22 protein-coding genes and 1 tRNA gene are annotated in these 23,733 nt (G+C 64.6%); 4 read left to right on the forward strand and 19 right to left on the reverse strand.

What is annotated here, in order from left to right:
• The first annotated feature begins 503 nt into the window (after positions 1–503).
• A complete protein-coding gene (locus Q7O19_RS01755; RefSeq protein WP_303808292.1) occupies positions 504–1,130 on the forward strand; it encodes an RluA family pseudouridine synthase in 627 nt (208 codons plus the stop codon).
• Here Q7O19_RS01755 and Q7O19_RS01760 read toward each other — a convergent pair.
• The 6 genes from Q7O19_RS01760 to galE form a co-directional block, all read right to left on the reverse strand.
• Positions 1,096–1,956 carry a MurR/RpiR family transcriptional regulator gene (locus Q7O19_RS01760; RefSeq protein WP_303808293.1) on the reverse strand — a complete coding sequence of 287 codons (861 nt, stop codon included), beginning with the start codon at positions 1,954–1,956 and terminating at the stop codon, positions 1,096–1,098. The genes Q7O19_RS01755 and Q7O19_RS01760 overlap by 35 nt on opposite strands.
• 43 nt (positions 1,957–1,999) lie before the next feature.
• Complete coding sequence (locus tag Q7O19_RS01765) at positions 2,000–4,048, reverse strand: acylase (protein ID WP_303808295.1); 2,049 nt, start codon at positions 4,046–4,048, stop codon at positions 2,000–2,002.
• On the reverse strand, positions 4,048–5,316 hold the full coding sequence (locus Q7O19_RS01770; RefSeq protein WP_303808297.1) for an amidohydrolase family protein: 1,269 nt from the start codon (positions 5,314–5,316) through the stop codon (positions 4,048–4,050). Before Q7O19_RS01770 ends, Q7O19_RS01765 begins: the two co-directional genes overlap by 1 nt.
• A 58-nt stretch (positions 5,317–5,374) precedes the next feature.
• Entirely contained in the window at positions 5,375–6,463 is a 1,089-nt protein-coding gene (locus Q7O19_RS01775; protein ID WP_303808298.1) for a glycosyltransferase family 1 protein, read from the reverse strand.
• Positions 6,464–6,473: 10 nt separating this feature from the next.
• On the reverse strand, positions 6,474–7,391 hold the full coding sequence (locus tag Q7O19_RS01780; protein ID WP_303808299.1) for a UDP-2,3-diacylglucosamine diphosphatase: 918 nt from the start codon (positions 7,389–7,391) through the stop codon (positions 6,474–6,476).
• Positions 7,392–7,498: 107 nt separating this feature from the next.
• On the reverse strand, positions 7,499–8,524 hold the full coding sequence (galE, locus tag Q7O19_RS01785) for a UDP-glucose 4-epimerase GalE (protein WP_303808300.1): 1,026 nt from the start codon (positions 8,522–8,524) through the stop codon (positions 7,499–7,501).
• Between the two features lie 97 nt (positions 8,525–8,621).
• Here galE and Q7O19_RS01790 point away from each other — a divergent pair, with 97 nt between their 5' ends.
• Positions 8,622–9,374 (forward strand): SDR family NAD(P)-dependent oxidoreductase, encoded by a 753-nt coding sequence (locus Q7O19_RS01790; protein ID WP_303808301.1) that lies wholly within the window; start codon positions 8,622–8,624, stop codon positions 9,372–9,374.
• Here the strand turns inward: Q7O19_RS01790 and Q7O19_RS01795 are convergent.
• Complete coding sequence (locus Q7O19_RS01795; RefSeq protein WP_303808302.1) at positions 9,371–9,994, reverse strand: 2-dehydro-3-deoxy-6-phosphogalactonate aldolase; 624 nt, start codon at positions 9,992–9,994, stop codon at positions 9,371–9,373. The genes Q7O19_RS01790 and Q7O19_RS01795 overlap by 4 nt on opposite strands.
• A 46-nt stretch (positions 9,995–10,040) precedes the next feature.
• Between Q7O19_RS01795 and Q7O19_RS01800 the strand changes: the two genes are divergently transcribed.
• Positions 10,041–10,925, forward strand: coding sequence for an SMP-30/gluconolactonase/LRE family protein (locus Q7O19_RS01800; RefSeq protein WP_303808303.1), 885 nt, complete (start codon positions 10,041–10,043; stop codon positions 10,923–10,925).
• Positions 10,926–11,056: 131 nt separating this feature from the next.
• Here Q7O19_RS01800 and Q7O19_RS01805 read toward each other — a convergent pair.
• Both Q7O19_RS01805 and Q7O19_RS01810 read right to left on the reverse strand, forming a co-directional pair.
• Positions 11,057–11,133 (reverse strand) — tRNA-Pro (locus Q7O19_RS01805).
• 50 nt (positions 11,134–11,183) lie between these two features.
• Entirely contained in the window at positions 11,184–12,485 is a 1,302-nt protein-coding gene (locus Q7O19_RS01810; RefSeq protein WP_303808304.1) for an FAD-dependent oxidoreductase, read from the reverse strand.
• A gap of 129 nt (positions 12,486–12,614) precedes the next feature.
• On the opposite strand from Q7O19_RS01810, the gene lepA reads away from it, so the two are divergent.
• Positions 12,615–14,423, forward strand: coding sequence for a translation elongation factor 4 (gene lepA / locus Q7O19_RS01815; protein ID WP_303808305.1), 1,809 nt, complete (start codon positions 12,615–12,617; stop codon positions 14,421–14,423).
• A gap of 200 nt (positions 14,424–14,623) precedes the next feature.
• Here the strand turns inward: lepA and egtD are convergent, their stop codons facing one another.
• The 10 genes from egtD to Q7O19_RS01865 all read right to left on the reverse strand — a co-directional run bounded on the left by egtD (position 14,624) and on the right by Q7O19_RS01865 (position 23,591).
• Positions 14,624–15,610, reverse strand: a complete 987-nt coding sequence (egtD, locus tag Q7O19_RS01820) for an L-histidine N(alpha)-methyltransferase (RefSeq protein ID WP_303808306.1) — start codon at positions 15,608–15,610, stop codon at positions 14,624–14,626.
• A gap of 1 nt (position 15,611) precedes the next feature.
• Positions 15,612–16,859: an ergothioneine biosynthesis protein EgtB gene (egtB, locus tag Q7O19_RS01825; protein WP_303808307.1), complete on the reverse strand. Its 1,248-nt coding sequence runs from the start codon at positions 16,857–16,859 to the stop codon at positions 15,612–15,614.
• A 357-nt stretch (positions 16,860–17,216) separates the two neighbouring features.
• Positions 17,217–18,929, reverse strand: a complete 1,713-nt coding sequence (locus Q7O19_RS01830; protein ID WP_303808308.1) for an amidohydrolase — start codon at positions 18,927–18,929, stop codon at positions 17,217–17,219.
• A gap of 73 nt (positions 18,930–19,002) precedes the next feature.
• Positions 19,003–19,680, reverse strand: a complete 678-nt coding sequence (gene gpmA, locus Q7O19_RS01835; protein WP_303808309.1) for a 2,3-diphosphoglycerate-dependent phosphoglycerate mutase — start codon at positions 19,678–19,680, stop codon at positions 19,003–19,005.
• 63 nt (positions 19,681–19,743) lie between these two features.
• Entirely contained in the window at positions 19,744–20,082 is a 339-nt protein-coding gene (locus tag Q7O19_RS01840) for a P-II family nitrogen regulator (RefSeq protein ID WP_303808310.1), read from the reverse strand.
• 106 nt (positions 20,083–20,188) lie between these two features.
• Positions 20,189–20,392, reverse strand: a complete 204-nt coding sequence (locus Q7O19_RS01845; protein WP_303808311.1) for a DUF2007 domain-containing protein — start codon at positions 20,390–20,392, stop codon at positions 20,189–20,191.
• Positions 20,392–20,949, reverse strand: a complete 558-nt coding sequence (locus tag Q7O19_RS01850; protein ID WP_303782135.1) for a pyridoxamine 5'-phosphate oxidase family protein — start codon at positions 20,947–20,949, stop codon at positions 20,392–20,394. The genes Q7O19_RS01845 and Q7O19_RS01850 overlap by 1 nt, the downstream gene beginning before the upstream one ends.
• Before the next feature lie 11 nt (positions 20,950–20,960).
• Positions 20,961–22,391, reverse strand: a complete 1,431-nt coding sequence (gene tldD, locus Q7O19_RS01855) for a metalloprotease TldD (RefSeq protein WP_303808312.1) — start codon at positions 22,389–22,391, stop codon at positions 20,961–20,963.
• A 61-nt stretch (positions 22,392–22,452) separates the two neighbouring features.
• Positions 22,453–23,394: a hypothetical protein gene (locus Q7O19_RS01860; RefSeq protein WP_303808313.1), complete on the reverse strand. Its 942-nt coding sequence runs from the start codon at positions 23,392–23,394 to the stop codon at positions 22,453–22,455.
• Positions 23,391–23,591, reverse strand: a complete 201-nt coding sequence (locus Q7O19_RS01865; protein WP_022679668.1) for a zinc-finger domain-containing protein — start codon at positions 23,589–23,591, stop codon at positions 23,391–23,393. Before Q7O19_RS01865 ends, Q7O19_RS01860 begins: the two co-directional genes overlap by 4 nt.
• Positions 23,592–23,733: the final 142 nt, after the last annotated feature.

The raw sequence follows: 23,733 nt of genomic DNA on the forward strand, positions 1-23,733 counted from the left end.
GTCAATCGCACCGACAACTCGGTCCCGAAGATCCTGTGAGAGCGTTCGTGCCATCCATGCCGGCCTCCTGCCACCAGCAGGAAGTCTGAACCAAAACGCCGTCGAAAAGGGAATCCCCAACGAGCCAGTTCAGGTGGAAAACGCTCTAAGGGTTGCCTCCCGATTAAACCGGGCAACAATCTTCAGGCCGGTCGGCGCGGCGGTTAGGGTGACCACGGCAAATTCGCGGAGATCAACGATCATCTTCTGGCTGATGGCAAGGCCGGCGGCGGCGTATTTTGCGCCGTTGGTGCACTGGCCTGTAGACAGGCGCTACATCGCAAGGCGAACCATGTTATTGACACTGCGCTGTGCGTTGCGGGCGGTCAGCGCGCTGATGTTCGTGTTGATCATTGCCTTCTTGGGTTTACTCCCGCTTCTCGGCGCCGCAGAAGGTTCGGGGCGCTGCACTGGAAACGGCACAGCTTGAACTGCACTTAAACGCGTCTGGAAATGATCTTTATTTGAACGACTTCCCCTTCCCCATCCTGTTTTACAGCCGAGATGTCGTGATCATCGACAAGCCGGCGGGCCTGGCTGTGCACCCGGGGCCGAAAACGCCGGACAGCCTCGAAGATCATCTGCCGGCCTTGGCCAATGGCGGCTTTGTGCCGGTGGCGGCACACCGGCTGGACCGGGACACGTCGGGCTGCCTGGCCGTCGCCCGCACACGGCGCGGCGTGAAATGGCTGAGCGCGGCGTTTGAGGAGCGCAAGGCCGAGAAAGTCTATTGGGCTATCTTGTTGTCCTTGCCCGCCACGGCCGAAGGGTTGGTGGATGCACCCCTGAAAAAAGTTTCAACCGCAGAAACCGGCTGGCGGATGGTGGTACGCCGCGATGGGAAACCGGCGCGCACGCACTGGCGGGTGCTGGATGCCGCCACTCGGCTGGTGGAATTCCGCCCCGAAACTGGCCGCACCCACCAGATCAGAGTGCACGCCGCGCGCATCGGCTGCCCGATTGCGGGTGATCCGGTTTATGGAGGTGGAGTGGGCCCGATGCGGCTGCATGCCCGATCGCTGGCCATCACCTTGCCCGACGGCCAGCGCCTGGAGGCTAGCTGCGATCCGCCGGCGGACTGGCCGATTTGACCCGGCCCTGAAAGCCGATGAAATCGGCATAATGCTCAGCCAGTACGGCGAGACGCTCGTGCACCTGGGTTGGCCCAATTTTCTGCACCACGCCATCGACCAGCAGGTTCAGGAGCGAGGCCAGCGCCGAGTTCATGTCCCAGAAATGCCCCAGCGCCACTTCGGCGGTGAGGATGTGCGGCGTCAGATCCCGCGCCCACGGGCAATAAGGATCGGTGATCACCACCAGCGGTCGGCCACTGGCGGCGACCCGTTCGACCAGCAGGCGGAACTGGCGGGAATAGCGGCGCACATCGATGGCCACGAACACATCCTGCGGACCGGCGTCAACAAGCACGTCCATGATGCCGGCCGCCATGTCGAGCCCCTGCACCTGCGGGCGGACATAGGATAGGTGACGCGCAAAGCCAGCGGCAAGCCCGGCCTCCGTCTGGAAACCGGCTACATGCACGCGCGGGGCCGCCGCAAGCAGCGCCACCACAGTGGCCCATTCCGGGGTTTCGGCCAGCCGGTAGACGCCGGCAATCGCAGCGGTTTCCGCCTTCAACCGCGCATCGGCACTCGGCGCCGGGCGGGTGAGCAGCCAGGGCGCATCGCGGGCATCGTCGCGCAGATCATCCTTCAGCGCAGCGAGATTGTCATAGCCCAGGCTCTTCACCAGTCGCGCCACGGTCATCGCCGAGACACCGACACGGTTGCCGATGGAGGCCGCGGTTTCGAACGGCAGTTGATCCAGATTGTCGGCCAGCCAGCCGGCGATCATCCGCTCCGATACCGTTAGATGCTCGTAACGTTCGGCAAGGCGCTGGGCGATACGGCTGCTCATGTGCGATGGATAACAGACGCGCGGCGCTGTGCAAGCGCGCGCATCAGAACGCCACGTCCTTCCATTCCTCTCGCACGAACAGCGGCGACTGATCGGCATAGTGCGGCGAGGAGCGGCGGATGGTGGCAGCGCCATATTGATGGATAGAGCGCGATTTTACGGCGCCTTTCTTCGGCCATTCCACCAACATGATGAAGCCATCGCCATTGTCCGCCACGCGGCGGCCATCCCCGCCCTGATGAGCATAGATGGCGCGCAACGTATCGGGACCGCCGAAAACCGGCAGGTCCTTCGGGCCATGGCGCAGTCGCTGATAATCGCCCAGCGGCACATCGAGCCGGCCGAATGTCGCCTTCAGCGCGTCTACCACTTCGCGCAGCTTGGGTTCGGCCGGCGGCAGCGGATCGCCGCGATAAACCTGGCGGCCAACGCTGGCCATCACCGCCACCGCCAGGCTGTCGGAGGGGCCGATGCCGTTAGCCGTCCAGTCCCAGCGCCTGAGCAGCGTCTGCGCCTCGGCCAGATCGGGCTTGCCCTTGGTGTCCAGCGCCAGCACCGCCAGCATCCATTTCCCGGCGGGCGAGGAGCGGCTGTAGGCCTTGTCGAACTTGATGCGCAGCAGCGCTTCGCGGCTGATCGGGCCATTCACGCCGGCAAACAGCTCGGCATAACGGTGCATGCGGTTGGTAGTGTAGGTTTCGATGCCCAGTTCGGGCGCGAAATCATTGGCCTTCAGATTATCCTCCGGCGCCGTGCTCACCCACGGGATATTGTTGGCGTTGGCAACCCAGCCTGATGTGGGATCGACCACCATCGGATTGGCAACCCACGGCCTGTAACCCGTCCACAACGCGGCCGAGGTGTCGCCAGGCAACACGCCCTTCCAGTCGAAGCCGGGGCGGCGATTGGGGAATTTGGCATTGTAGAACATGCCGATGTGCCCCTCACGATCGGCATAGACAAAGTTGGTCGCCGGCACGGCCTGCGTCGCCATCACCGCCTGCCATTCGGCGAAATTCTGCGCCTTATTCAGCCGGTAATACTGTTCGACCTGGGCTACTTCACCAATGCCGGCATGGCGGATGGCAAACGCGCCTTTGTCGTTCAGGATCACCATGCCGTGCCGGCTGCGATAGACGGTGCGCGGCACCGGCAGCACCAGCGGGCCGAACTTCACCCGCAGCCAGACGCGTTTCGACTCCAGCGGAAGCCATTTGCCGTCGAAGCGATACTGGGTGCCGTCGTCATTCAGCACCAGCTTGTAAACATCGATCAGATCAGGCCGGTTGACCGTGTTGGCCCAGCCCAGGTTCCGGTTGTGACCCAGCAGCGGGAACGGCGCGCCGGGGAAATTGGCGCCGGCGAAATCCCAGCCTTCATCCGAGTGCACCACCAGTTCCCACCAGGTCACGCCACCTGCCCACGGCTGATGGCTATTGATGATCAGGCGGGTAGTGGCGTCGCCTGACCGCGCCGCCGTTACCGCAAAAGCATTGCTGCCACGTTCATCAATCGGGCCGGAATCGCGTGGCGGCAGTTCGCCTTTAACCAGCGGTTCCAGCACGCGCCCCATGCCAAAAAAGAACGGCGAACGCAGCACGAAGCCGGCAACGATATCGCGCCCCGTCACCGGGAACAGGCCCTGTAGACGCTGCTCTTGGGTGTGGCTGCGGGCATAATCATTGAGCCCCTGCGCATAGGCTTCAACCAGCGCGCGCGTTGCCGGAGACAGGCTCATGTAGCCCCGATCCGCCACGCCACGCGCATCGACCGCGTGGCTGGCAAAATCGATGCCGGCGCCGTCTTCGCCCAATATCGCCCCGGCGCGGCCGCGCACGGCGGCGAGCACTTCTTCGAGGTTGCGGAAATCATCTTCGGCGTGGGCCAGCGCGATGCCATAGGCAACATCGGCATCGGTCTTGCCGTGGATGTGCGGCACGCCCCACTTGTCGCGCTCGATATTCACCTGCCGCGGCCGCACCGGATCGGCATCAGGCGGACTCGCGCTGAACGCGTCCCACGTCGAAAGCCCCACCACCACGGCGGCGATGGCAATGCTGCTCCAGAACAGCGCGGTGAACCAGCGCGGCATCAGCGGGCGTCTTTCGCGATCACGCCGCCCTTCAACACCATCTTCACATAACGCAGCAGCGCGACGTCGCGGGTGGGATCGCCGGCCACGGCGATGATGTCGGCATAGCGGCCGGGGGCGATCTGGCCCACGTCTGCCTCGCGGCCCAGCGCCTCGGCGGCTTTCACAGTGGCGGCGCGGATGGCGTCGATCGGCGTCATCCCCCATTCCACCATCTTGGCGAACTGGCGGGCATTGTCGCCATGCGGATAGACGCCGGCATCGCTGCCGAACGCCATCTTCACGCCGGCCTTCCACGCTGCCTGAAAGGTCTGGCGCTGGCGCAGGCCGACCTCGCGTTCCTTGGCCAGACTGGATTCCGGCACGCCGTTCTTCGCGCCTTCTGTAAGGATATAATCATCGTTGTAGATATCCATGGAAAACCAGGTGCCAGCCTTCTTGGCCAGCTCGAACGCCTCGGCATCGGCAAAGCTGACATGCTCCACCGTGTCCACGCCGGCGCGGATCGCGGCCTTGATGCCGTTAGTGCCATGAGCATGGGCAGCCACCTTCAGGCCCAGCATGTGCGCCTCATCCACCAACGCGTTCATTTCGGCCTGGGTGTATTGCTGGGCTCCAACGCTGGTGCCAATGGAGAACACGCCGCCGGTCGCGCAATATTTGATAACTTCAGCACCGCGCCGGTGCAGTTCGCGCACCTTCTGGCGCACGCCATCGGGGCCATCGGCGATGCCGGGGCGATCAAAGACATAACTGGCCGGCAATTCGTTGCTGTCACAATGCCCGCCGGTCGCGCCAATTGCATAGGTGGCCGGCACGATGCGCGGGCCGGGGATTGCGCCGCGCTCGATCGCCATCTTTAGGGCGAGATCGGCATAATCGCTGGCGCCGACATTGCGAACGGTGGTGAAGCCGGCATCAATGGTGCGCTTTGCCATGGCGGCACCCAGCACCGTCCAGAACGAGGACGGATAGCTGAGCGCCTGCATGCCCGACAGCGTGGGATCGCTGGTCAGGTGCACGTGCATGTCGATCAGGCCGGGCAAGATAGTCAGCGTGCCCAGATCGATGCGCTTGCCATCGGTCACCGCCAGTTCGCCCTGCCGGCCGACCTTGGTGATGCGGCCATCCTCAACGACGATTATGGGCCTTTCGATCATGGTGCCGCTGGCCACGTCCAGCATTCGGCCGGCGGTGATCACCACGGTTTCGGCGCTGGCCGACACCGATGACATCAAGGCCACAACGGCCAAGGCAATGCGCTTCATCGAAAATCCCCCCTGTCTGCCCTTTCGATAGGGGCAGCCGGGAAGGACGGCAAGCTGATCAGGCGACCATTTGCAGACCGGGTGCCGGCAGCCAAGGCACCGGCTGGCCATCGCCGGTGAACAGTGCCGCCAGGAATTGATCGACACAGCCATCCCAGGCATAGCGGCGGGAGTATGCCACACAATCGGCGCGGCGGGCGGCCAGCGCAGCGCGCATGGCGTCGCCCAGTTCATGTGCCACAGCGCCAATCCGCCCCGGCGAACGGCCATCCGGGCCGAAGCCGCCCTGCCCCACCACATCCAGCGGCCCGGGCACCGAATAGCCGGCGACGGGCGTGCCGCTGGCCAGCGCCTCGATCATCACCAGCCCGAACGTGTCGGTGCGGCTGGGGAAGGCCAGCACATCGGCCCCCGAATAAGCGGACGCCAGCGCGGGGCCGTGCAGGGCGCCAAGGAAATGCGCGCTCGGATATTTGCGCTGCAGGGCATCCAGTGCCGGGCCATCGCCCACCACCAATTTGTCGCCAGTCCAGGGCGCGGCCAGGAACGCCTCGATGTTCTTTTCCACCGCCACCCGGCCAACATGCAGCGCCACCGGCCGCGTGAGGCCGGCATAGACCGGGTGCGGCGGCGCATCAGGGCGGAACTGATCTACATCGGCGCCACGCGACCAGAGCCGCGTCTGGGTGATACCGTGGCTGGCCAGTTCATCGGCCAGGCGCGGGGTGGCGACCATCACCGCACTGGCCGCGCCGTGGAAGCGGCGCAGCACACGCCACACGCGTTCGGGGTTGATGCCAATGCGCGCCGACACATAATCGGGGAAGCGGGTGTGGAAACTGGTGGTGAAGGCCATGCCCTGGTTCAGTGCCCAGCCGCGGGCGTGCCAGCCCAGCGGGCCTTCGGTGGCAATGTGCAGCGCATCGGGGGCAAAGGCGCGGATCTGCTTGCCGATGCGGCGCTGCGTGGTCATCGCCAGCCGGATTTCGGGATAGCTCGGCATCGGCACTGACCAGAACTGATCCGGCGAGATCACCTGCACCCGCACACCGCGTTCGGCGAGCAGGCGGATCGTGGTGGACAGTGTGCGGACAACGCCATTGACCTGGGGTTCCCAGGCATCGGTGACGAGCGTGAGCTTGAGCATGACTGTTCCTTCAGGCTGCCATCAGGGCCGGCATGGCGCGCTGGTCTGCGGCCTGGCGTGTGTGTTCGGCCCAATCGATGATCTCGATGCGACCATCGGCGTGCTCGGCCAGCGCCGTGCAGCTTTCGACCCAGTCGCCATCGTTCATGTAGGTAATGCCGCCGAATTCGCGGATTTCGGCGGAATGAATGTGGCCGCATACCACGCCATCAAGACCGCGCAGGCGGGCGGCTTCGGCCACGGCTTCCTCGAACTTGCCGATGAAGGCGACGGCGTTCTTTACCTTCTTCTTGATGTGGGCGGAGATCGACCAATAGGGCAGGCCCAGCTTTTGCCGGGCGCGGTTATAGTGGCGATTGAGTTTAAGCAGCAGTTCGTAGCCAATGTCCCCCGCCCAGGCGAGCCAGCGGTGATAGAGCACGACGCCATCGAACTCATCGCCGTGGCAGACCAGCAGTCGGCGGCCATCGGCGGTGGTGTGAATGGCTTCCAGCGCGATCTCCACCCCGCCAAAGCCAAGGCCGGCATAGGGGCGCAGGAACTCATCGTGATTGCCGGGGATGAAGATCACCCTTGTGCCCTTGGCCGCCATCTTCAGCACGCGCCGCACCACGTCGTTGTGGCGCGGCGGCCAGAACCAGCCACGCTTCAGCTTCCAGCCGTCGATGATGTCCCCCACCAGATAGAGGGTTTCCGGCTGAATCGACTTCAGGAAATCCAGCAACAGATCGGCGTTACAACCCGGCGTGCCGAGGTGGACATCGGAAATCCACACGGTGCGCAGCTTGAGCTTGCCACTGGTGGTGTGCTCATCATCTTCAGACAAAAAGGCCGGGCAAGACAATGGCAGATTGAAGGGTGGGGATGACGATGGAGCCGGCTCACGCCAGAGCAAATGATCAGCAAAAGCCAGCGGCAAAGACGACATCAGTATCCCCTGTCGGTCTATCCTTGCCAGCACGCATTAGCGACAGGCAGTGACAGGGGTGTGGCGATGGCGTTGCAAAGATGTGGCGTTATCGTTGCAGTGATATGTCAGCGATTGCCGAGCCGGTGCTGTTCCCAGGCCAGCGCATGGCCCACCATGGTTTCCAGATCGGCGAAACGCGGCTGCCAGCCCAGCAGCTCGCGCGCCTGACTTTTCGCCACCAGAACCGCTGGATCGCCGGCGCGGCGCGGGCCGTCGTGGCGCGGGATGGCGGTGCCGGAAACGGCTTCGAGCGCATCGAGCACTTCGATCACGGATGCGCCCTGGCCGTAACCAAGGTTCACCGCGTGATACTGCCCGGGATCGGCAAGGCAGGCCCGCAACAGCAGGATATGGGCTTCGGCCAGATCGGTGACATGCACATAATCGCGCACGCCAGTGCCATCGGGCGTGGGATAATCGCGGCCGAAGATGGTGAAACGCTCGCGCTGGCCGGTGAGCACGTGGCAGGCGAGCTCGATTAGGTGATGCGGGTGCTGGCTGGCCTGGCCCGAACGCATCTGCGGATCGGCGCCGCACACGTTGAAATAGCGCGGGCAAGCAACCGAGAAGCTGCGGTTGGCGGCCACCATGTCGGCCAGCGCGCGTTCGGCAAAGGCCTTGGACCAGCCATAGGGATTGATCGGCGCGATGGGCGCGGTCACTTCCAGCGGCTGGCCGTCACCGTTCCCGTACACGGCGGCGGTGGAGGAAAGCACGAACGCGCCAATCCCGCAGGCCAGCGCGGTTTCTGCCAGCGCCAGCGTCTCGCCGAAATTCTCGCGATAATAGAGCGCCGGCTGTTCGACCGATTCCGCCACCGAGATGCGGGCGGCGAAATGCAGCACGGCGCCAATGCCATGTTCACGGATCACGCGTTCCACCAGCGCCGTGTCTCCGGCGCGGCCCTGCACAAAGATTGCGCCTTCGGGCACCAAACCGCGATTGCCGGTGGACAGATCGTCCAGCACCACCACCTTCACGCCGCGATCGAGCAAGGCCAAGGCGGCATTGCTGCCGATATAGCCCGCCCCGCCGGTGACCAGCACCGGCGGCAGTTCGGATTCGGGGATCAGCGGCAGCAAGGGGCTCATTTCTTTCGCCTAGCCCGGCATGGGCGTCAGCTCAATCGGGAATGCCCTGTTAGCGGAGCGGGCGTGACTTGGCGTGTCGCGGCGTTATGCTGGCCGCATGAGCAGCGATCTTGCCACCTACCCCAGCCTTGCCGGCCGCCGCGTGTTCATCACCGGCGGAGCGACGGGCATCGGTGCGGCGCTGGTGACGGCGTTTGCGGCGCAAGGGGCCGTTGTGGGCCATGTCGATCTGGCGGCCGACGCGGCAGCAGCCCTGGCAGAGGGACTGGCCGCAGCGCCGTGGTTCCGGGCGCTGGACGTGACCGACACGCCAGCGCTGCAGGCGGCCATCGCCGATTTTGCCGCAGCCACTGGCGGGCTGGACGTGCTGATCAACAATGTCGCCAACGACAGCCGCCACGATCCGCTCGCCGTGGATGAGGCGCGCTGGCGCGGCCTGATGGCGGTCAATCTCGATTGCGGTTTCTTTGCCACGCAGGCCGCGATCCGCCTTATGCCGGCGGGCGGCAGCATCATCAATTTCTCGTCGATCAACGCGCTGCTCGGCCCGGCCGGGATGCCCGCCTATGTCGCGGCGAAATCGGCCACCGTGGGGCTGACCAAGGCGCTGGCCCGGCAATATGGGCCCGACGCGATCCGGGTGAACGCCATCCTGCCCGGCTGGGTGGTGACCCAGCGCCAGCTCGATCTGTGGCTGACGCCTGAGGCCGAGGCCGAATGGATGAGCCAAGTGGCGCTGAAGCAACGCATCCTGCCGGAGGATGTCGCCAATCTGGCGCTGTTCCTCGCCGCCGACGACAGCCGGATGATCACTGGGCAGGCACTAGTGATCGACGGCGGCCGGGTTTAGGTCAACGCGTCCCAGGCCGCCACGATGCCCTGCGCATCGGCGGCAATATCGGCCAACGGCTTGCCCGGCGTGAACAGGCTGCCGCCCAGCCCGAACCCGGTTGCCCCGGCCGCGCGGTAAACCGCCATATTGGCCGCACTGATCCCCCCAACCATGAACAACGGCAGGCCCGGCGGCAGCACAGCGCGCACCGCCTTCACGGCCGCAGGCGGCACCAGTTCGGCCGGGAACAGCTTCAGGCCGTTGGCACCAGCCGCTACGGCGGCGAACATTTCGGTTGGGGTCAGCACACCGGGCAGCGCGATCATGCCGCTGGCCACCGCCGCTTCGATCACTGCCGCGTTGCAGTTGGGCGCCACCACCAACCGGGCGCCGATGCCCGCCAGGCTGCGCACAGCGCCGGTATCAAGCACGGTGCCAGCACCAACCAGCGCAGCATCACCAACCGCCGCGATGATGGCTTCGATGCTGCTGAGCGGATCGGGCGAGTTCAGCGGCACTTCGATCAGGCTGATGCCGGCGTCGACCAGCGCGTGGGCCACGGCGGCGGCACGCTCCGGTTCCAGCCCGCGCAGGATGGCGATCAGGGGACGGTGCCCATCAAGAAAATCTCGGCTCATTCGCCGTTCTTGCGCCGGCAACAGCGCCGGTGCAATCCTGCCCGCCATGCTCGCCCTGCCCACCCAACCCGCCTTCATCATCCCGTCGCAATGTGTGCTGGCCGAAGGGCCGGTGTGGGATGATCGGGCCGGTTGCCTGTGGTTCACCGATATCCAGCAATCGCAGTTGCTGTGCTGGCATCATGCGACAAGCCGGCTCGAACGCATTGCCTTGCCCGAACGCCTGGGATCGCTGGCGCTGACCGACGACCCACAACGCCTGCTGCTGGCGATGGCCAACGGCTTCGCGCTGTTTACGCCGGCCAGCGGGCGCATCGAATGGCTGCACCGGCTGGATCTTGAAGCTCAGGGCATGCGCCTGAATGATGGCCGTGTGGACCGACAGGGGCGATTCTGGACCGGCGCAATGGTGGAGGACGATGCCCGCGCGCCGGCCGAACGTGGCTCGCTCTACCGGTTTGATCCGCCGGGAACTGCGCCGCCGGAGGCACTGCGCGGCGGTATCTCGATCAGCAATTCGATCTGCTTCTCGCCCGACAGCGCCCACGCCTATTTCGCCGACTCAACCAAAGGCCGCATCCTGCGTTACCCCGCCAATGGCCCGCCGGGCGATGGCGAACTGTTCGCCCGCACCGAACCGGGCAGCGCGCCCGATGGATCGGACGTGGATGCGGCAGGCCGGCTGTGGAATGCCGAATGGGGCGGCAGCCGCGTAACGGCGTACAACCCCGATGGCACGGTCGCCGGCCGGCTTTCACTGCCGGTCAGCCAGGTCACCTGCGTGGCGTTCGGCGGGCCGGCGCTAGATCTGCTGTTCGTCACCAGCGCCAGCGAAGGGCTGGACCGTTCAGCCGAACCGCATGCCGGTGATGTGCTGGTGTATGAAGGGCCATTCAGGGGCCTGCCCGCCGGTCGCTTTCGCCTCGCCTGAAAGGAAAAAGGGTCGGCGTTGCTACCAGCCCTTGTTGATCCGTTCGTCGGAACAAAGGATTGAAACCTTCATTCCCATTCCCCTGCAATTCAGAGGACGAAGGTTCGCCGGGACCGAACCTCAACACCAAATGGTCGGGGCGAGAGGATTCGAACCTCCGGCCTCTGCCTCCCGAAGACAGCGCTCTACCAGGCTGAGCTACGCCCCGATCCTTGCGGAAGCGGCGATATAGCCGCCGCCTCGCGCCCGTGCAACCGCTCAAAGCGCGATTTGCAGCATTTTCGTCACGTCCACCAGTTTTTCGCGCGGGGCGCCTTGCCGTGCAGCGGCGACTTCAGCGGCTTCGATCTTCTGCCAGGCGCCAAAATCCGTTGGCTTGCCGCCGCGGCCGGCCAGCAGCGCATCCAGCCCGGCCGGGCCCGCCTTGCTCGAAGCGGCGATGCCGTCCTCCACCATGGCCGCCACCACGGAAAACCCATCGGGCCGGTTGGTGCCGATGGTGCCCGAAGGCCCACGCCGCGCCCAGCCGCTGGCATAAAGCGCCGGCGCGATCCGGCCAGCGTCATCTGTGGGAAAACGGCCGAGCTTGTCGGACCAGTTAACGCCGGGAATCTCCGCCGTGCGATAGCCGATGCAGGCAATCACCAGCCCGCACGGAATCGCGTGCAGCTCGCCCGTGCCCACGGCCTGGCCATTCTCCAGCCGCGTCGTCTCCACAATCAGCCGTTCGGCCTTGCCATGGCCTTCCACTGCGACCGGGCGGCGGAAAAATTCGAAATTGATCGTCACCGGCTTGTCGCCCCTCGGCAGGCCGGCAAAACCACGCAGGTGGGTGACCATCTTGCGCTGGCCAGGATCCAATGCGGCATCTTCGGCTTCCGGCGGAAAATCGCCCGGCCGCACGACAGGATGCGCACGGACAAGGTGACCCAACTCGCCGGCTTCCTTGGTGGTGAAGCTGGCCTGGTGGGGCCCGCGCCGGCCAATGATGTGCACATCACGCACGCTGCTTTCCGCCAGCGTCTTCAGCGCGTGATCAGCGATATCGGTGGTGGAAAGTTCATCCACCGTCTTGGCCAGCACGCGGGCGCAATCGATGGCGACATTGCCGTTGCCGATGATGGCTGCGCCGTGGTGGGACAGATCGACATTCAGGCCCGCATGATCGGGATGGCCATTGTACCAGCCCACAAACGCTGCCGATCCGATCACGCCCGGAAGATCATCGCCCGGAATACCGATCGGCTTGTCGTGCGGCGCACCCACCGACAGCACGACGGCATCATACAGCCCGAGAAGTTCCTCCACCGAAACGTCACGGCCCAGCATCACATTGCCCACCAGCCGCGTGCCCGGTGCCAGGTTGGTCCCTTCGTATCGCTTGGTGACCGCCTTGATCGACTGGTGATCCGGCGCCACGCCGGCGCGGATCAGGCCATAGGGCGTGGGCAGGCGATCGATGATGTCGATGCGCACATCATCGCCCCACTGCTTCTGGGCGGCTTCGGCGGTGTAATATCCGGCCGGGCCGGCACCCACGATGGCGATGGAAAGCGTCAAGTCTCGACTCCCGAATCTGTGCGGTTCCGCTATGGCTGGCAGCATCGTGGGTCAAGCAGCTTGGGCTAGCCCACCCCCAAGGCCAACTGTCGCGTTGCATGCACCGCCACGCCTGCTAAAGCCGCTGGCATGACTGTCGACCAGAGCCGTATCCGCAATTTCTCGATCATCGCCCATATCGATCATGGGAAATCCACGCTGGCAGATCGCCTGATCCAGACAACCGGCGGCCTCCAGTTGCGCGAGATGTCGGAGCAGGTGCTCGACAACATGGATATCGAGAAGGAACGCGGTATCACCATCAAGGCGCAAACCGTGCGCCTGGATTACCGCGCGTCCGACGGGAAGGATTATATCCTCAACCTGATGGACACGCCCGGCCACGTCGATTTCGCCTATGAAGTGTCGCGCTCCCTCGCCGCCTGCGAAGGCGCGCTGCTGGTGGTGGACGCAGCCCAGGGCGTCGAAGCGCAAACGCTGGCCAACGTCTATCAAAGCATCGAGCACGACCATGAAATCGTGCCGGTGATCAACAAGATCGATCTGCCGTCTGCCGATCCGGAAAAGGTGAAGAAAGAGATCGAGGACATCATCGGCCTCGACGCATCGGGCGCCGTGCTGGCCAGCGCAAAATCCGGCATTGGCATTGTCGAAGTCCTTGAAGCCATCGTCAAACGCATCCCACCGCCCAAGGGCGATCCCACCAAGCCGCTGAAGGCGATGCTAGTCGATAGCTGGTACGATCCCTATCTCGGCGTCGTCGTGCTGGTGCGCATCATCGATGGCGTCATCAAGAAGGGCCAGCAGATCAAGTTCATGGCGGCAGACAGCATCCACCTGGTGGACCGTGTCGGCGCCTTCCGCCCCAAGATCGAACAGTTCACCGAACTCGGCCCCGGCGAAATCGGATTTATCACGGCCCAGATCAAAGAAGTGGCCCAGGCCCGCGTGGGTGACACGATCACAGATGCGAAACGCCCGGCCAACGAAGCCCTTCCCGGCTTCAAGGAAGTGCAGCCGGTCGTGTTCTGCGGCCTGTTCCCCACCGATGCGGCCGATTTCGAAAAACTGCGCGAATCCATCTCGCGCCTGCGCCTGAACGACGCCAGCTTCAGCTTCGAAATGGAAACCAGCGCCGCATTGGGCTTTGGCTTCCGCTGCGGCTTCCTCGGCCTGCTGCACCTCGAAATCATCCAGGAACGCCTGAGCCGCGAGTACGACCTCGATCTGATCACCACGGCGCCGTCGGTCGTCTATCACATCATGATGCGCGATGGCTCCACGTTGGAGCTGCACAACCCTGCCGACATGCCCGATCCGTCGTCCATCCTGCAGATCGACGAACCGTGGATCGAAGCCACCATTTACGTGCCGGATGAATACTTAGGCAGTATCCTGAAACTCTGCCAGGATCGCCGCGGCATCCAGAAAAACCTGACGTACGTGGGCGGCCGCGCCCAGGTCGTCTATGAACTGCCACTCAACGAAGTCGTGTTCGATTTCTACGATCGCCTGAAATCCATCTCCCGCGGCTATGCCAGCTTCGATTACCACCAGGTCGGCCACCGCGAAGGCGACCTGGTGAAAATGTCGATCATGGTCAACATGGAGCCCGTGGACGCCCTCTCCATGATCGTCCACCGCAGCGCCGCCGAAGCCCGCGGCCGCCACATGTGCGAACGGATGAAAGACCTCATCCCCCGCCACCTGTTCAAAATCCCGATCCAGGCCGCCATCGGCGGCAAAGTCATCGCCCGCGAAACCATCGCCGCCCTGCGCAAAGACGTCACCGCCAAATGCTACGGCGGCGACGCCTCCCGCAAACGCAAACTGCTGGACAAGCAGAAGGAAGGCAAAAAGCGGATGCGGCAGTACGGCAATGTGGACATCCCGCAGGAGGCGTTCATCGCGGCCTTGCGGATGGGGGATGATAATTGAGGTTGGAGTAAGAGGGGACCTCCGGCGGGCAGCAGGTCAAGCGCAAATCGCGACGCTGTCCCACAGGGCGCTGGCGGCGCTATAATCGGCGTCCGGCCCACCCGGATGTTCTTTCCACGATTGATCTTGCCCAGACGCGCGTGCGCATGTGGAAGAATCTGTAACCTTTGCAATCTACAGCGGCGGCAGGGGCGTGCAGTTCAGGGCTGCAGGGCGCCATCGTGATGCCGCCAAAGCCGCACGGCGAAGCGACCGGCGCTGTCGGTCCAGGCGTGCACCGGCGTCCAGCCGCTGGCATGGGCAATCAGCCGGATTTCGGCCGGCGTCCATTTGTGGCTGTTTTCGGTGTGGATGGTCTCACCGGCGGCTAGGCGGAAGGTCTGCCCGGCGGCGGTGAACGTCGTTTCACGTTGGGCGACCAGGTGCATTTCGATGCGGCCAAGATCGGCGTTCCAGACGGCGCGGTGGGCGAAATCGTCCACGCGCACCGTGCCGCCCAGTTCGCGGTTGATGCGGTGGAGCAGGTTGCAGTTGAAGGCGGCGGTGACGCCGGCGGCATCATCATAGGCCGCTTCCAGCGTGGCCACGGATTTGCCGGCGCCCGGTGCCAGATCGAAGCCGATCACCAGCCAGCTTTCCGGCCCCAGCAGGCCGGCAAAGCCGCGCAGCAGATCGATGGCCGCGCCGGGTGCAAGATTGCCGATAGTGGAGCCGGGGAAGAACCCCAGCTTCGGCAGCGCGGCCACAAGCGCCGGCAGCGCAAAGCTGCGGGTGAAATCGGCGACCACCGGCAGGATGGGCAATTCGGGAAACTGCAAGGCCAGCGCGGCGGTCGATTGGTTCAGAAATTCGCCCGAAATGTCCACCGGCACATAGGCCGCCGCATGCAGCGGCCGCAGCAGCAGCGGAGTTTTTGCCGATGAACCCGATCCAAATTCCACCACCGCCTGCCCTGGCCCCACCGCCGCCGCAATGGCCGCTGCCTGTTCGGCCAGGATCGCGGCTTCGGTGCGGGTGGGATAATATTCGGGCAGCTGCGTGATCGCTTCAAACAGCGCCGATCCGGCTTCATCATAGAAAAACCGGGCCGGAATGACCTTTTGCGGCTGGGCCAGCCCGGTCAGCACGGCCCGTTCGAAGGCATCAGCAACATCTGGGACAGCGCCCGGTCCTGCAGCTTCGTACATGTCAGGCATCCCTTGCGAGGCGCAGGCCGGTGAACTGCCAGCGTTGATGGGCTGCGAAGAAATTGCGCACGCTGGCCCGCGAACTGCCGCGCGGCGTGGCGCAGCTGGCGCCTTTCAGCACCATCTGCCCGCTCATGAACTTGCCATTATATTCGCCCACCGCGCCTGGCGCCGGGCGGAAGCCGGGGTGGGGCAGAAAGGCCGAGGCCGTCCATTGCCAGCAATCGCCGAACAGCCCGGCGCTGGCGCCCGTCGGCTGCACGGCGGCCGCGCTGTCCAGTTGGTTGCCGGCTGCCGCGTCATGATTTTGGGCTGCCACCTCCCATTCGGCTTCGGTGGGGAGGCGTGCCTCGGCCCAGGCGGCAAAGGCGTCGGCTTCATAATGGCTGATGTGCGTGACCGGCGCGTGCGGTGCCAGCGGCTGCCGCCCGGCCAGTGTCATGCTGGTCCAGCCATCGGCGCCCGCCTGCCAGCGCAGCGGCGCCGTGATCCCATTACGCTGCACCCACGCCCAGCCATCCGACAGCCACAACCGCGGATCGGCAAAGCCGCCATCATCGATGAAGGCCTGCCATTCGGCGTTGGTGACCAACGTGCTGGCCAATTGGAACGGGCGCAGCAGCACGTCGTGGGCCGGCCCCTCGCAATCAAAGGCAAAATCGCTGCCCGCATGGCCGATCCGCACGATGCCGCCAGCATGGTTCTCCCAATTGCGGGCGCGCGCCTGCGGGCTGATGGGCGCTGCCGCCACATAGGCCGGTTCCAGCGGATTGGTTGCAAACAGATCGAGGATATCGGTCAGCAGCAATTCCTGATGCTGTTGTTCGTGATTGATGCCCAGTTCCACCAGCGCGAGCGCCGCCGGGTCCAGCGTTGGCAGTGCGGCCGTCAGCGCATCATCAACATGGCCGCGCCACGCCAGCACATCGGCCAACATCGGCCGCGTGAGCATGCCGCGCTGATCGCGTGCATGGCGCGGGCCAACCGCTTCATAATAGCTGTTGAACAGAAAGGCGTAGCGTTCATCAAAAATGCGATAGCCCGGCACATTGGCCAGCACGAACGTTTCGAAGAACCAGGTGGTGTGCGCCATATGCCATTTTGCCGGCGAGGCATCGGGCATCGATTGCACACTGGCATCGGCATCCGACAACGGCGCCGCCAACGCCACGGTCAGGCTGCGCGTGCGCTGCAAGGCGGGCAGCAGCGACGCCGGATCAGATATTGTGGTGCTTGTGTTGGTGGCCATGCGGCGGGGCCCTCCCGATCAGTCAGCGGTTCGCGCCCGGCACCCGAATTTCTCGGCCGGCGGGTCACACTCGCCACGAGCCAGCACAAAATGCAAGTGCGGCAGCCGGTTGAGATCGTGCAACATTGTTGTCAGATACATTTCAGGGCTGCCTGGCAGTGGAAACGGGCTAACGTTCGGCGGGCACGAGAGTTCCGGCAAAAACCGGCAATCAGGCTGGCACCGAAAGTCCGCTACGCGCCGATGGCAAATGCAGCCCAGGTCGCGCCCGAGGCTGTTTGTGAAAAACCATTACTGTCGCAGCTCAGCCCAGTCCAGGCATAAGTCCTTGCATCTAAAGCCCCCTGCCCTTCCCCGTCAGGGCTTGCGCTCGAACACCACCTGCCCCCGAAACAGCGTTATATCCGCTTTCATGTCCTTGATGGCGGCGGTAGGCACCGAATAGGGGTCGCGGTCCCAGACGGCGATGTCGGCGGCTTTGCCCACGGCCAGCGTGCCGGAGCCGTCGGCGCGGATCAGGGGGGCGGCCCAGCTGGTATAGCTTTTCAGGGCGGTGTGGATGTCCACGCTTTCGGCGGTGCCAAAGGGGGCGTCTCCCCACACCTTGCCGCTGGTTTCGCGGGCGGTGGAGGCCCACAGGCCGAGGCGGGCGGGGAATGGGGTGACGCCGGTATCGGAGCCACCGCCCCACAGGATGCCGTTTTTCAGATAGGTGGCATAGGGGTTAAGGCGCTGGGAGCGTGCGGGGCCGAGGTTGGCGGCGTAGATGTCGCCGATCCACCAGGTGAAGGTGGCCTGGGTTTCGGGATAGCCGGAGCCATAGTCGCGTTGCAGCGCGGCCATAGTGGCGATAGCGTGATCGGTGGGCGTGTTGGTGTGGATGATGGAGAGGCGCAGGTCCTTCACGGGTCGCGCTTTCAGCGCGGCGGCATAGCCATCCACCACCCAGTCGATCGCCTTGTCCCCAATGGCGTGGGTGCCGATGCCGATATCGGCGTTGATGAACATGGTGATCATCTGGTGATATTCTGCTGGATCGATCTGGGGATAGCCGCTGTTGCCCTTGGCGATTTCGGTGCGGTGGTGGTTCCAGTCTTCATACATCCAGGCCGTGGGCGCGGCGCCACTGCCATCCATGAAGAGTTTGACGCCGCAGACGGAGAGGGAACTGTTGGCGACGGGGGCGATTTCGGTCTTGGCCTGACGGATTTCGGCCAGCGCCTTGGTGGCAGTGGCCATGGACCGGCCGCCGGAGAAGAGGACGCAGGCGTTGATCGGGAAGTTGCCGGCCTTGGCGAGGCCGAGATAGGCCTGCCAATCCGCGCGGCCGATGCTGGGGTCTTTGAAGCCGGTCATGCCTTCTTCATGTAGGCGGCGGATCATGTGGGAGAGCGCGGCCTGGCGTTGGGCCACCGTGGGTTCGGGGATGAGGCGGGTGATGGGTTCCTGTGCGGTTTCCTTCATCACGCCGGCGGGGCGGCCGTCGGGCAGTTTCTCGATGGTGCCGGCGGTGGGTGTGGCGGTGGTGGCGGTGACGCCGGCCATTTTGAGCGCGAGGCCGTTGGCGACACCATAATGCCCGGTGGTGTTTTCCAGCCAGACCGGATTGTCGGGGCTGACGGCGTCAAGCTCGGCAGCAGTGGGGTAGCGGCCATCGGCGAACTTGCCTTCGTCCCAGCCGACGCCCAGCACCCATTGGCCCTTGGGGGTGGTGGCGACGCGGGCTTTCACGGCGGCGACCATGTCTTCCACCGAACGCGCGCCGCCCAGCGCGATCTGGTTAAGTTCGCCGAGACCAGTGGAGAGGATATGGGCGTGGGTATCGATCAGGCCGGGCGTGGCGGCGCGGCCTTTCAGATCGATCACCTTGGTTTTCGGGCCGATCAAGGCGCTGATGCTGGCATCGCTGCCCACCGCGGCGATCTTGCCGCCGCTGATGGCCAGCGCCTGGACCACGCTGTCCTTCGCATCGGCAGTAATGATGCGGCCGTGGAGGAGGACGGTATCGGCGGGTGCCGCCAGTGCGGATGTTGCCAGCAGCGCCGTTGCTGCCATCAAGTGCCTGATCATCGTTCGCCCCCTGCCCGGTTGAAGCGGATAGTCTGGCGAAGTCTGGACGGGCGTCAAGCTTTTAGCGTGCGCCTCAGATATAGCGCCGCGAAATCGCTGTCAGATCGTCGGCCAGATCATAGACCATCGGCTGGCCGGTGGGGATTTCCTCGTGAACGATCTCGTCGTCTGACAGGCCGGAGAGGTGCTTGACGAGGGCGCGCAACGAATTGCCGTGGGCGGCGATGATGACGCACTTGCCGGCCTTGAGTTCGGGCACGATGGCCTGTTCCCAATAGGGCAGCACGCGGGCAATCGTGTCCTTCAGGCTTTCCGCGGTCGGGATAGCGATGCCGGCATAGCGGCGATCGGCAGCGAGATCGAATTCACCGCCCGGCTCCAGCGGCGGCGGCGGGACGTCGAAGCTGCGGCGCCAGATCTTTACCTGGTCCTCGCCATATTTGGCGGCGGTGTCGGCCTTGTTGAGGCCGGTAAGGCCGCCGTAGTTGCGTTCGTTCAGCTGCCAGTTCTTGGTGACGGGCAGCCACAGACGGCCCATGGATTCCAGCGCGAGATTGAGTGTCTTGATCGCCCGGCTCTGCACGCTGGTGAAGGCGACATCGAAATCGAGGCCGGCGGCCGCCATGCGCTGGCCAGCGTCGCTGGCTTCGGCGACACCCTGATCGGTGAGGCCCACGTCCCACCAGCCAGTGAAACGGTTTTCAAGGTTCCACTGGCTCTGGCCGTGGCGGAGAAGGACGAGTGTTGGCATGGGCGCGGTTTAGCAGGCGCGGGCAGCGTTGCCAGCCCCTCAATTCACCGCGCCTGCGGTCGATCAGAGCGCCAGCTGATCGATTTCGCCGGTGCGGATGCGCACGGCATTGGCAATGGCGGAAACGAAGATCTTGCCATCCCCCACGGTGCCGGTGTGGGCGGCATGGGCGATGGCATCGGTCACGCGCGCCATGTCGTCATCGTCCACCACCACTTCGATCTGCAGCTTGGGTACCAGGTTGAGATTATGTTCGGCACCGCGATATGCTTCGGCCTGGCCTTGCTGACGGCCGAAACCGCGCACTTCGGTCACGGTCATGCCCTGCACGCCGGCCTGCATCAGGGCCTCGCGCACGTCCTCCAGCCGGAACGGCTTGATGATGGCCGTGATGAGCTTCATGCTGTTTTTCTGTCCCCGAGCGTCATGGCGTAAAGCCTGCCGCAGGCGATTTGGTAGCAACATAAGGCGTTTGCCGGTTGCGACGAATGGGCAGGCCGGAACGGCCTTAGAACGGAAGGGCCAACTCGGTTCGGGCGAGATCCAGATCGTCTTCATCCACCATCAGGCGGATGCCCGAAACACCGGGGCCGATCAGGCTGGCGATGCCGGCATCGAACAATATGGCCGGGATACCGGCGGATTCCAGCCGGCTCCGCATGATTTCGGCTTCCACGGGCGAGTAGAGCGTATCGATGCAGGCAAGACCCATCAGCAGTAGGGCAGCACGGCGGGCGGAGTCACCGGTAGGCCGTCGATGGAACGGTTACGCTCCTGATATTTAGTGAGGCGGGCGGCCGGATCATCTTGCACGAAATATTTGCGCAGGGTCTGGCGTTCTTCCACCAGTGCCATCTTCGGCACGGCCCAGCCGCAGCTGGTCTGGGTGCTGTCCACATCGATCACGAAGATCTGCCGCACACCGCGTTCGATGGTGAATTGCGCGGCCAGCGCGGCCCACTCCGCATCCTGCGGCAGCACCGACCGGCCGCGGCCATAGATGCGGTAGATCAGCGCCGGTTGGTCGAAGGCGCAGAGCATGATGGTGATGCGGCCATCGGCGGCGAGGTGCGCGTGGGTTTCATTGCCGCTGCCGCCAAAATCGAGATAAGCGCATTGCCGCCCTCCATCGAGGACGCGGAACGTGTCCATGCCCTTGGGGCTAAGGTTGATGCGAGCGCCTTCTGCGGCGGTGGCGACGAAAAACACCGGCTGGCGGGCGATGAAGGCGGCGTGATCGGCGGTAATATGATCAAAGAACTCCGACATGCAGCCCTCCCTCAGCCGGCGGTGCCGCCCACCGTCAATCCATCGACCAGCAGGGTCGGCTGGCCAACGCCGGCCGGCACGCTCTGCCCGCCCTTGCCGCAGATGCCAACGCCTTCATCCAGTGCCATGTCGTTGCCGATAGCGCGCACGCGGGTGAGCACATCGGGGCCATTGCCGATCAGCGTGGCGCCCTTCAGCGGGCGGCCCAGCCGGCCATTTTCGATCTCATAGGCTTCGGTGCAGGAAAACACGAACTTGCCGCTGGTGATGTCGACCTGGCCGCCGCCGAAGCTTTTGGCAAAAATGCCCTTCTTCACGCTCGACAGGATATTGCCCGGGTCTTCGCTGCCGCCCAGCATGAAGGTGTTGGTCATGCGCGGCATCGGGGCGTGGGCATAGCTCTCGCGGCGGCCGTTGCCGGTCGGGGCGACCCCCATCAGGCGGGCGTTGAGCCGATCCTGCATGTATCCCTTAAGGATGCCGTCCTCGATCAGGGTGGTGCGGCCGGTGGGCGTGCCTTCGTCGTCCACGGTCAGGCTGCCGCGGCGCTGATCAAGGCTGCCATCGTCCACCACCGTCACGCCCGGTGCCGCCACGCGTTCACCGATGCGGCCCGAAAAAGCGCTGGTGCCCTTGCGGTTGAAATCGCCTTCCAGGCCGTGGCCAATGGCTTCGTGCAGCAGAATGCCGGGCCAGCCGGGGCCAAGCACCACGGTCATCTCGCCGGCCGGAGCATCGACGGAATCAAGGTTCACCAGCGCCTGCGCAAGCGCAATATCGATCGCACCTTCCCAGGCCGCATCCTTCAACAGCGCATCATAAAGGTAACGCCCGCCCAGCCCGTGGAAGCCTGTTTCGCGGCGGCCGTTCTTTTCCGCCACGATCTGCACATTCAGCCGCACCAGCGGCCGCACGTCGCGCACGCGGGTGCCGTCACCGCGCAGGATTTCAACAACATTCCAGCTGCCGAGCAGGCTGGCGGACACCTGCACAACGCTCGGATCGCGCGCGCGGGCGGCGGCATCGATCTGCTGCATCAGCGCCACCTTGGCGGAAAAATCCACGCCAGCCAGCGGATTGGCATCGGTATAGCGTCGGGCGTTGGTGGGCGTGGGCGGCATCGCCATGGTGCCGCCGTGACCGTCACGCACCACCTTGATGGTGTCGGCAGCGCGCGCGATGGCGGCGTGCGACAGATCATTGGCGTGGGCAAAGGCGGTCATCTCGCCGGCCACACCGCGCAGGCCAAAGCCCTTCACCGTATCGAAGCTGGCGGATTTCAGCCGGCCATCATCGAAGGCGAAACTTTCGGACACACCATATTGCAGATAAAGCTCACCATCGTCGCAGCCGTTCAGCGCGTCAGCGACCTGCGCGGCGGTGCGATCGGGATCAAGCCCGGTATCGGTGTAGAACAGCTGGGTGGCATCGGGTGTGGTCATGGCCAAGATATGGGCCAGCCATGGCCAAAGGGAAAGAGGTCAGTCGCCGCAGCCGCCGCAATCAGCCGAACTTGCAGGTCAGCAGCCAGCGTTCACCCGCCCGATCAAAGCTGATGCGGCTGCAATCATCCAGCACATCGCGGCCAATCAGGATCCACGGATCGCGGCCGCGCTTTTTCTTGCGGTCAGCCGAAACGGTGATGGTGTCCTCGTCGTCGCTTTCGCTGGATGTGCCCTTGGCGGCGGCATCGATGCGGCGCGCATCGATTTCCGAGACGCGCACGCTCATCTGGCGCATCGGCAGGCCGGCGATGGTCAAGCCGGCCTTGGGCGCCAAACCCTGCATAGGCAGCGCCACTCCCGGGAACGGCCGCCAATACCCAATGCTGTTGGCTCGCCGTGCCAGGCCAGCCGCCATCAAGGCCTCGCCAGCACGGGCGTTCATCACGGTGGTCGGGCTGTTGAGTTCAAGGCTGAGATTGACCGCTTCGGCACCGATCCGGGTCTTGATGCCGGTTTCGCCGCTGCCTTTCTTGGCAATCACATACTCGCGGCTGCCGGCCGGCGTTTCGCGCAGGATCACGTCCACCCGATCCGCCTTCAACGCTGCGATGGTCAATATGCCATCCGCATCGGCCGCCACCGGAATGCTCACCCAGATCGCCGGCACCTTTTTCGACGGCAGGCCCGCCGGCGTAACCGTGGGCAGGTTGAAACGGAAGGTCGCCTTGCCGCCCGGGATCATCGCGTTGCTGAAGCTGCCCTTGCCGATCAGGGGAAACGGCTTCAACCCGGCGCGCGCGGCCGCCGGTTCGTTGAGGACCAACCCCTGATCGAAGCTTAGCGCCATGCGGATGTTGAGCGTGGCATTCTTCACCACGACCGGCAGATAGGGATTGCCGTTGTCACTGGTGCGCAGGGTGAACACCGGCGGCGTGGCGACCCTCGCCGCCTGCACGGGCGCCGCCAGCAGCAGGAACGCCAGCGGCGCGAGCGCCTTCATCGCTTATCGGCCGGGCCGCCCGCCAGGATGAAGCGGCGATCACAATAACCGCAATCGGCAAAGCCGGTGCTGTCGATCTGGATCCACACCCGCGGGTGGCCATCACCGCCGCGCTCATCGCCGTCGCAAAACACGCGGGCGGTATCGGCAACGTAGGTTTCGGGGGCCGGAAGGGCGAGAGCGCGGGGAGAAGCCATGCGCCATGATTAGCAGCGCTGCGCCGCCAAGTCACCATGTCGAAAGGCGCTGCAGCATAACTATCATGCCAATGCCACGCGATTGCAACCTGCAGCCGGCACAGCGACGCTTCATGCCGCACTGCAACATCGCCGTGCCGCC

The sequence above is a fragment of the Sandarakinorhabdus limnophila DSM 17366 genome (genome assembly GCF_945882885.1).
In the GTDB taxonomy this organism is placed as follows: domain Bacteria; phylum Pseudomonadota; class Alphaproteobacteria; order Sphingomonadales; family Sphingomonadaceae; genus Sandarakinorhabdus; species Sandarakinorhabdus limnophila_A.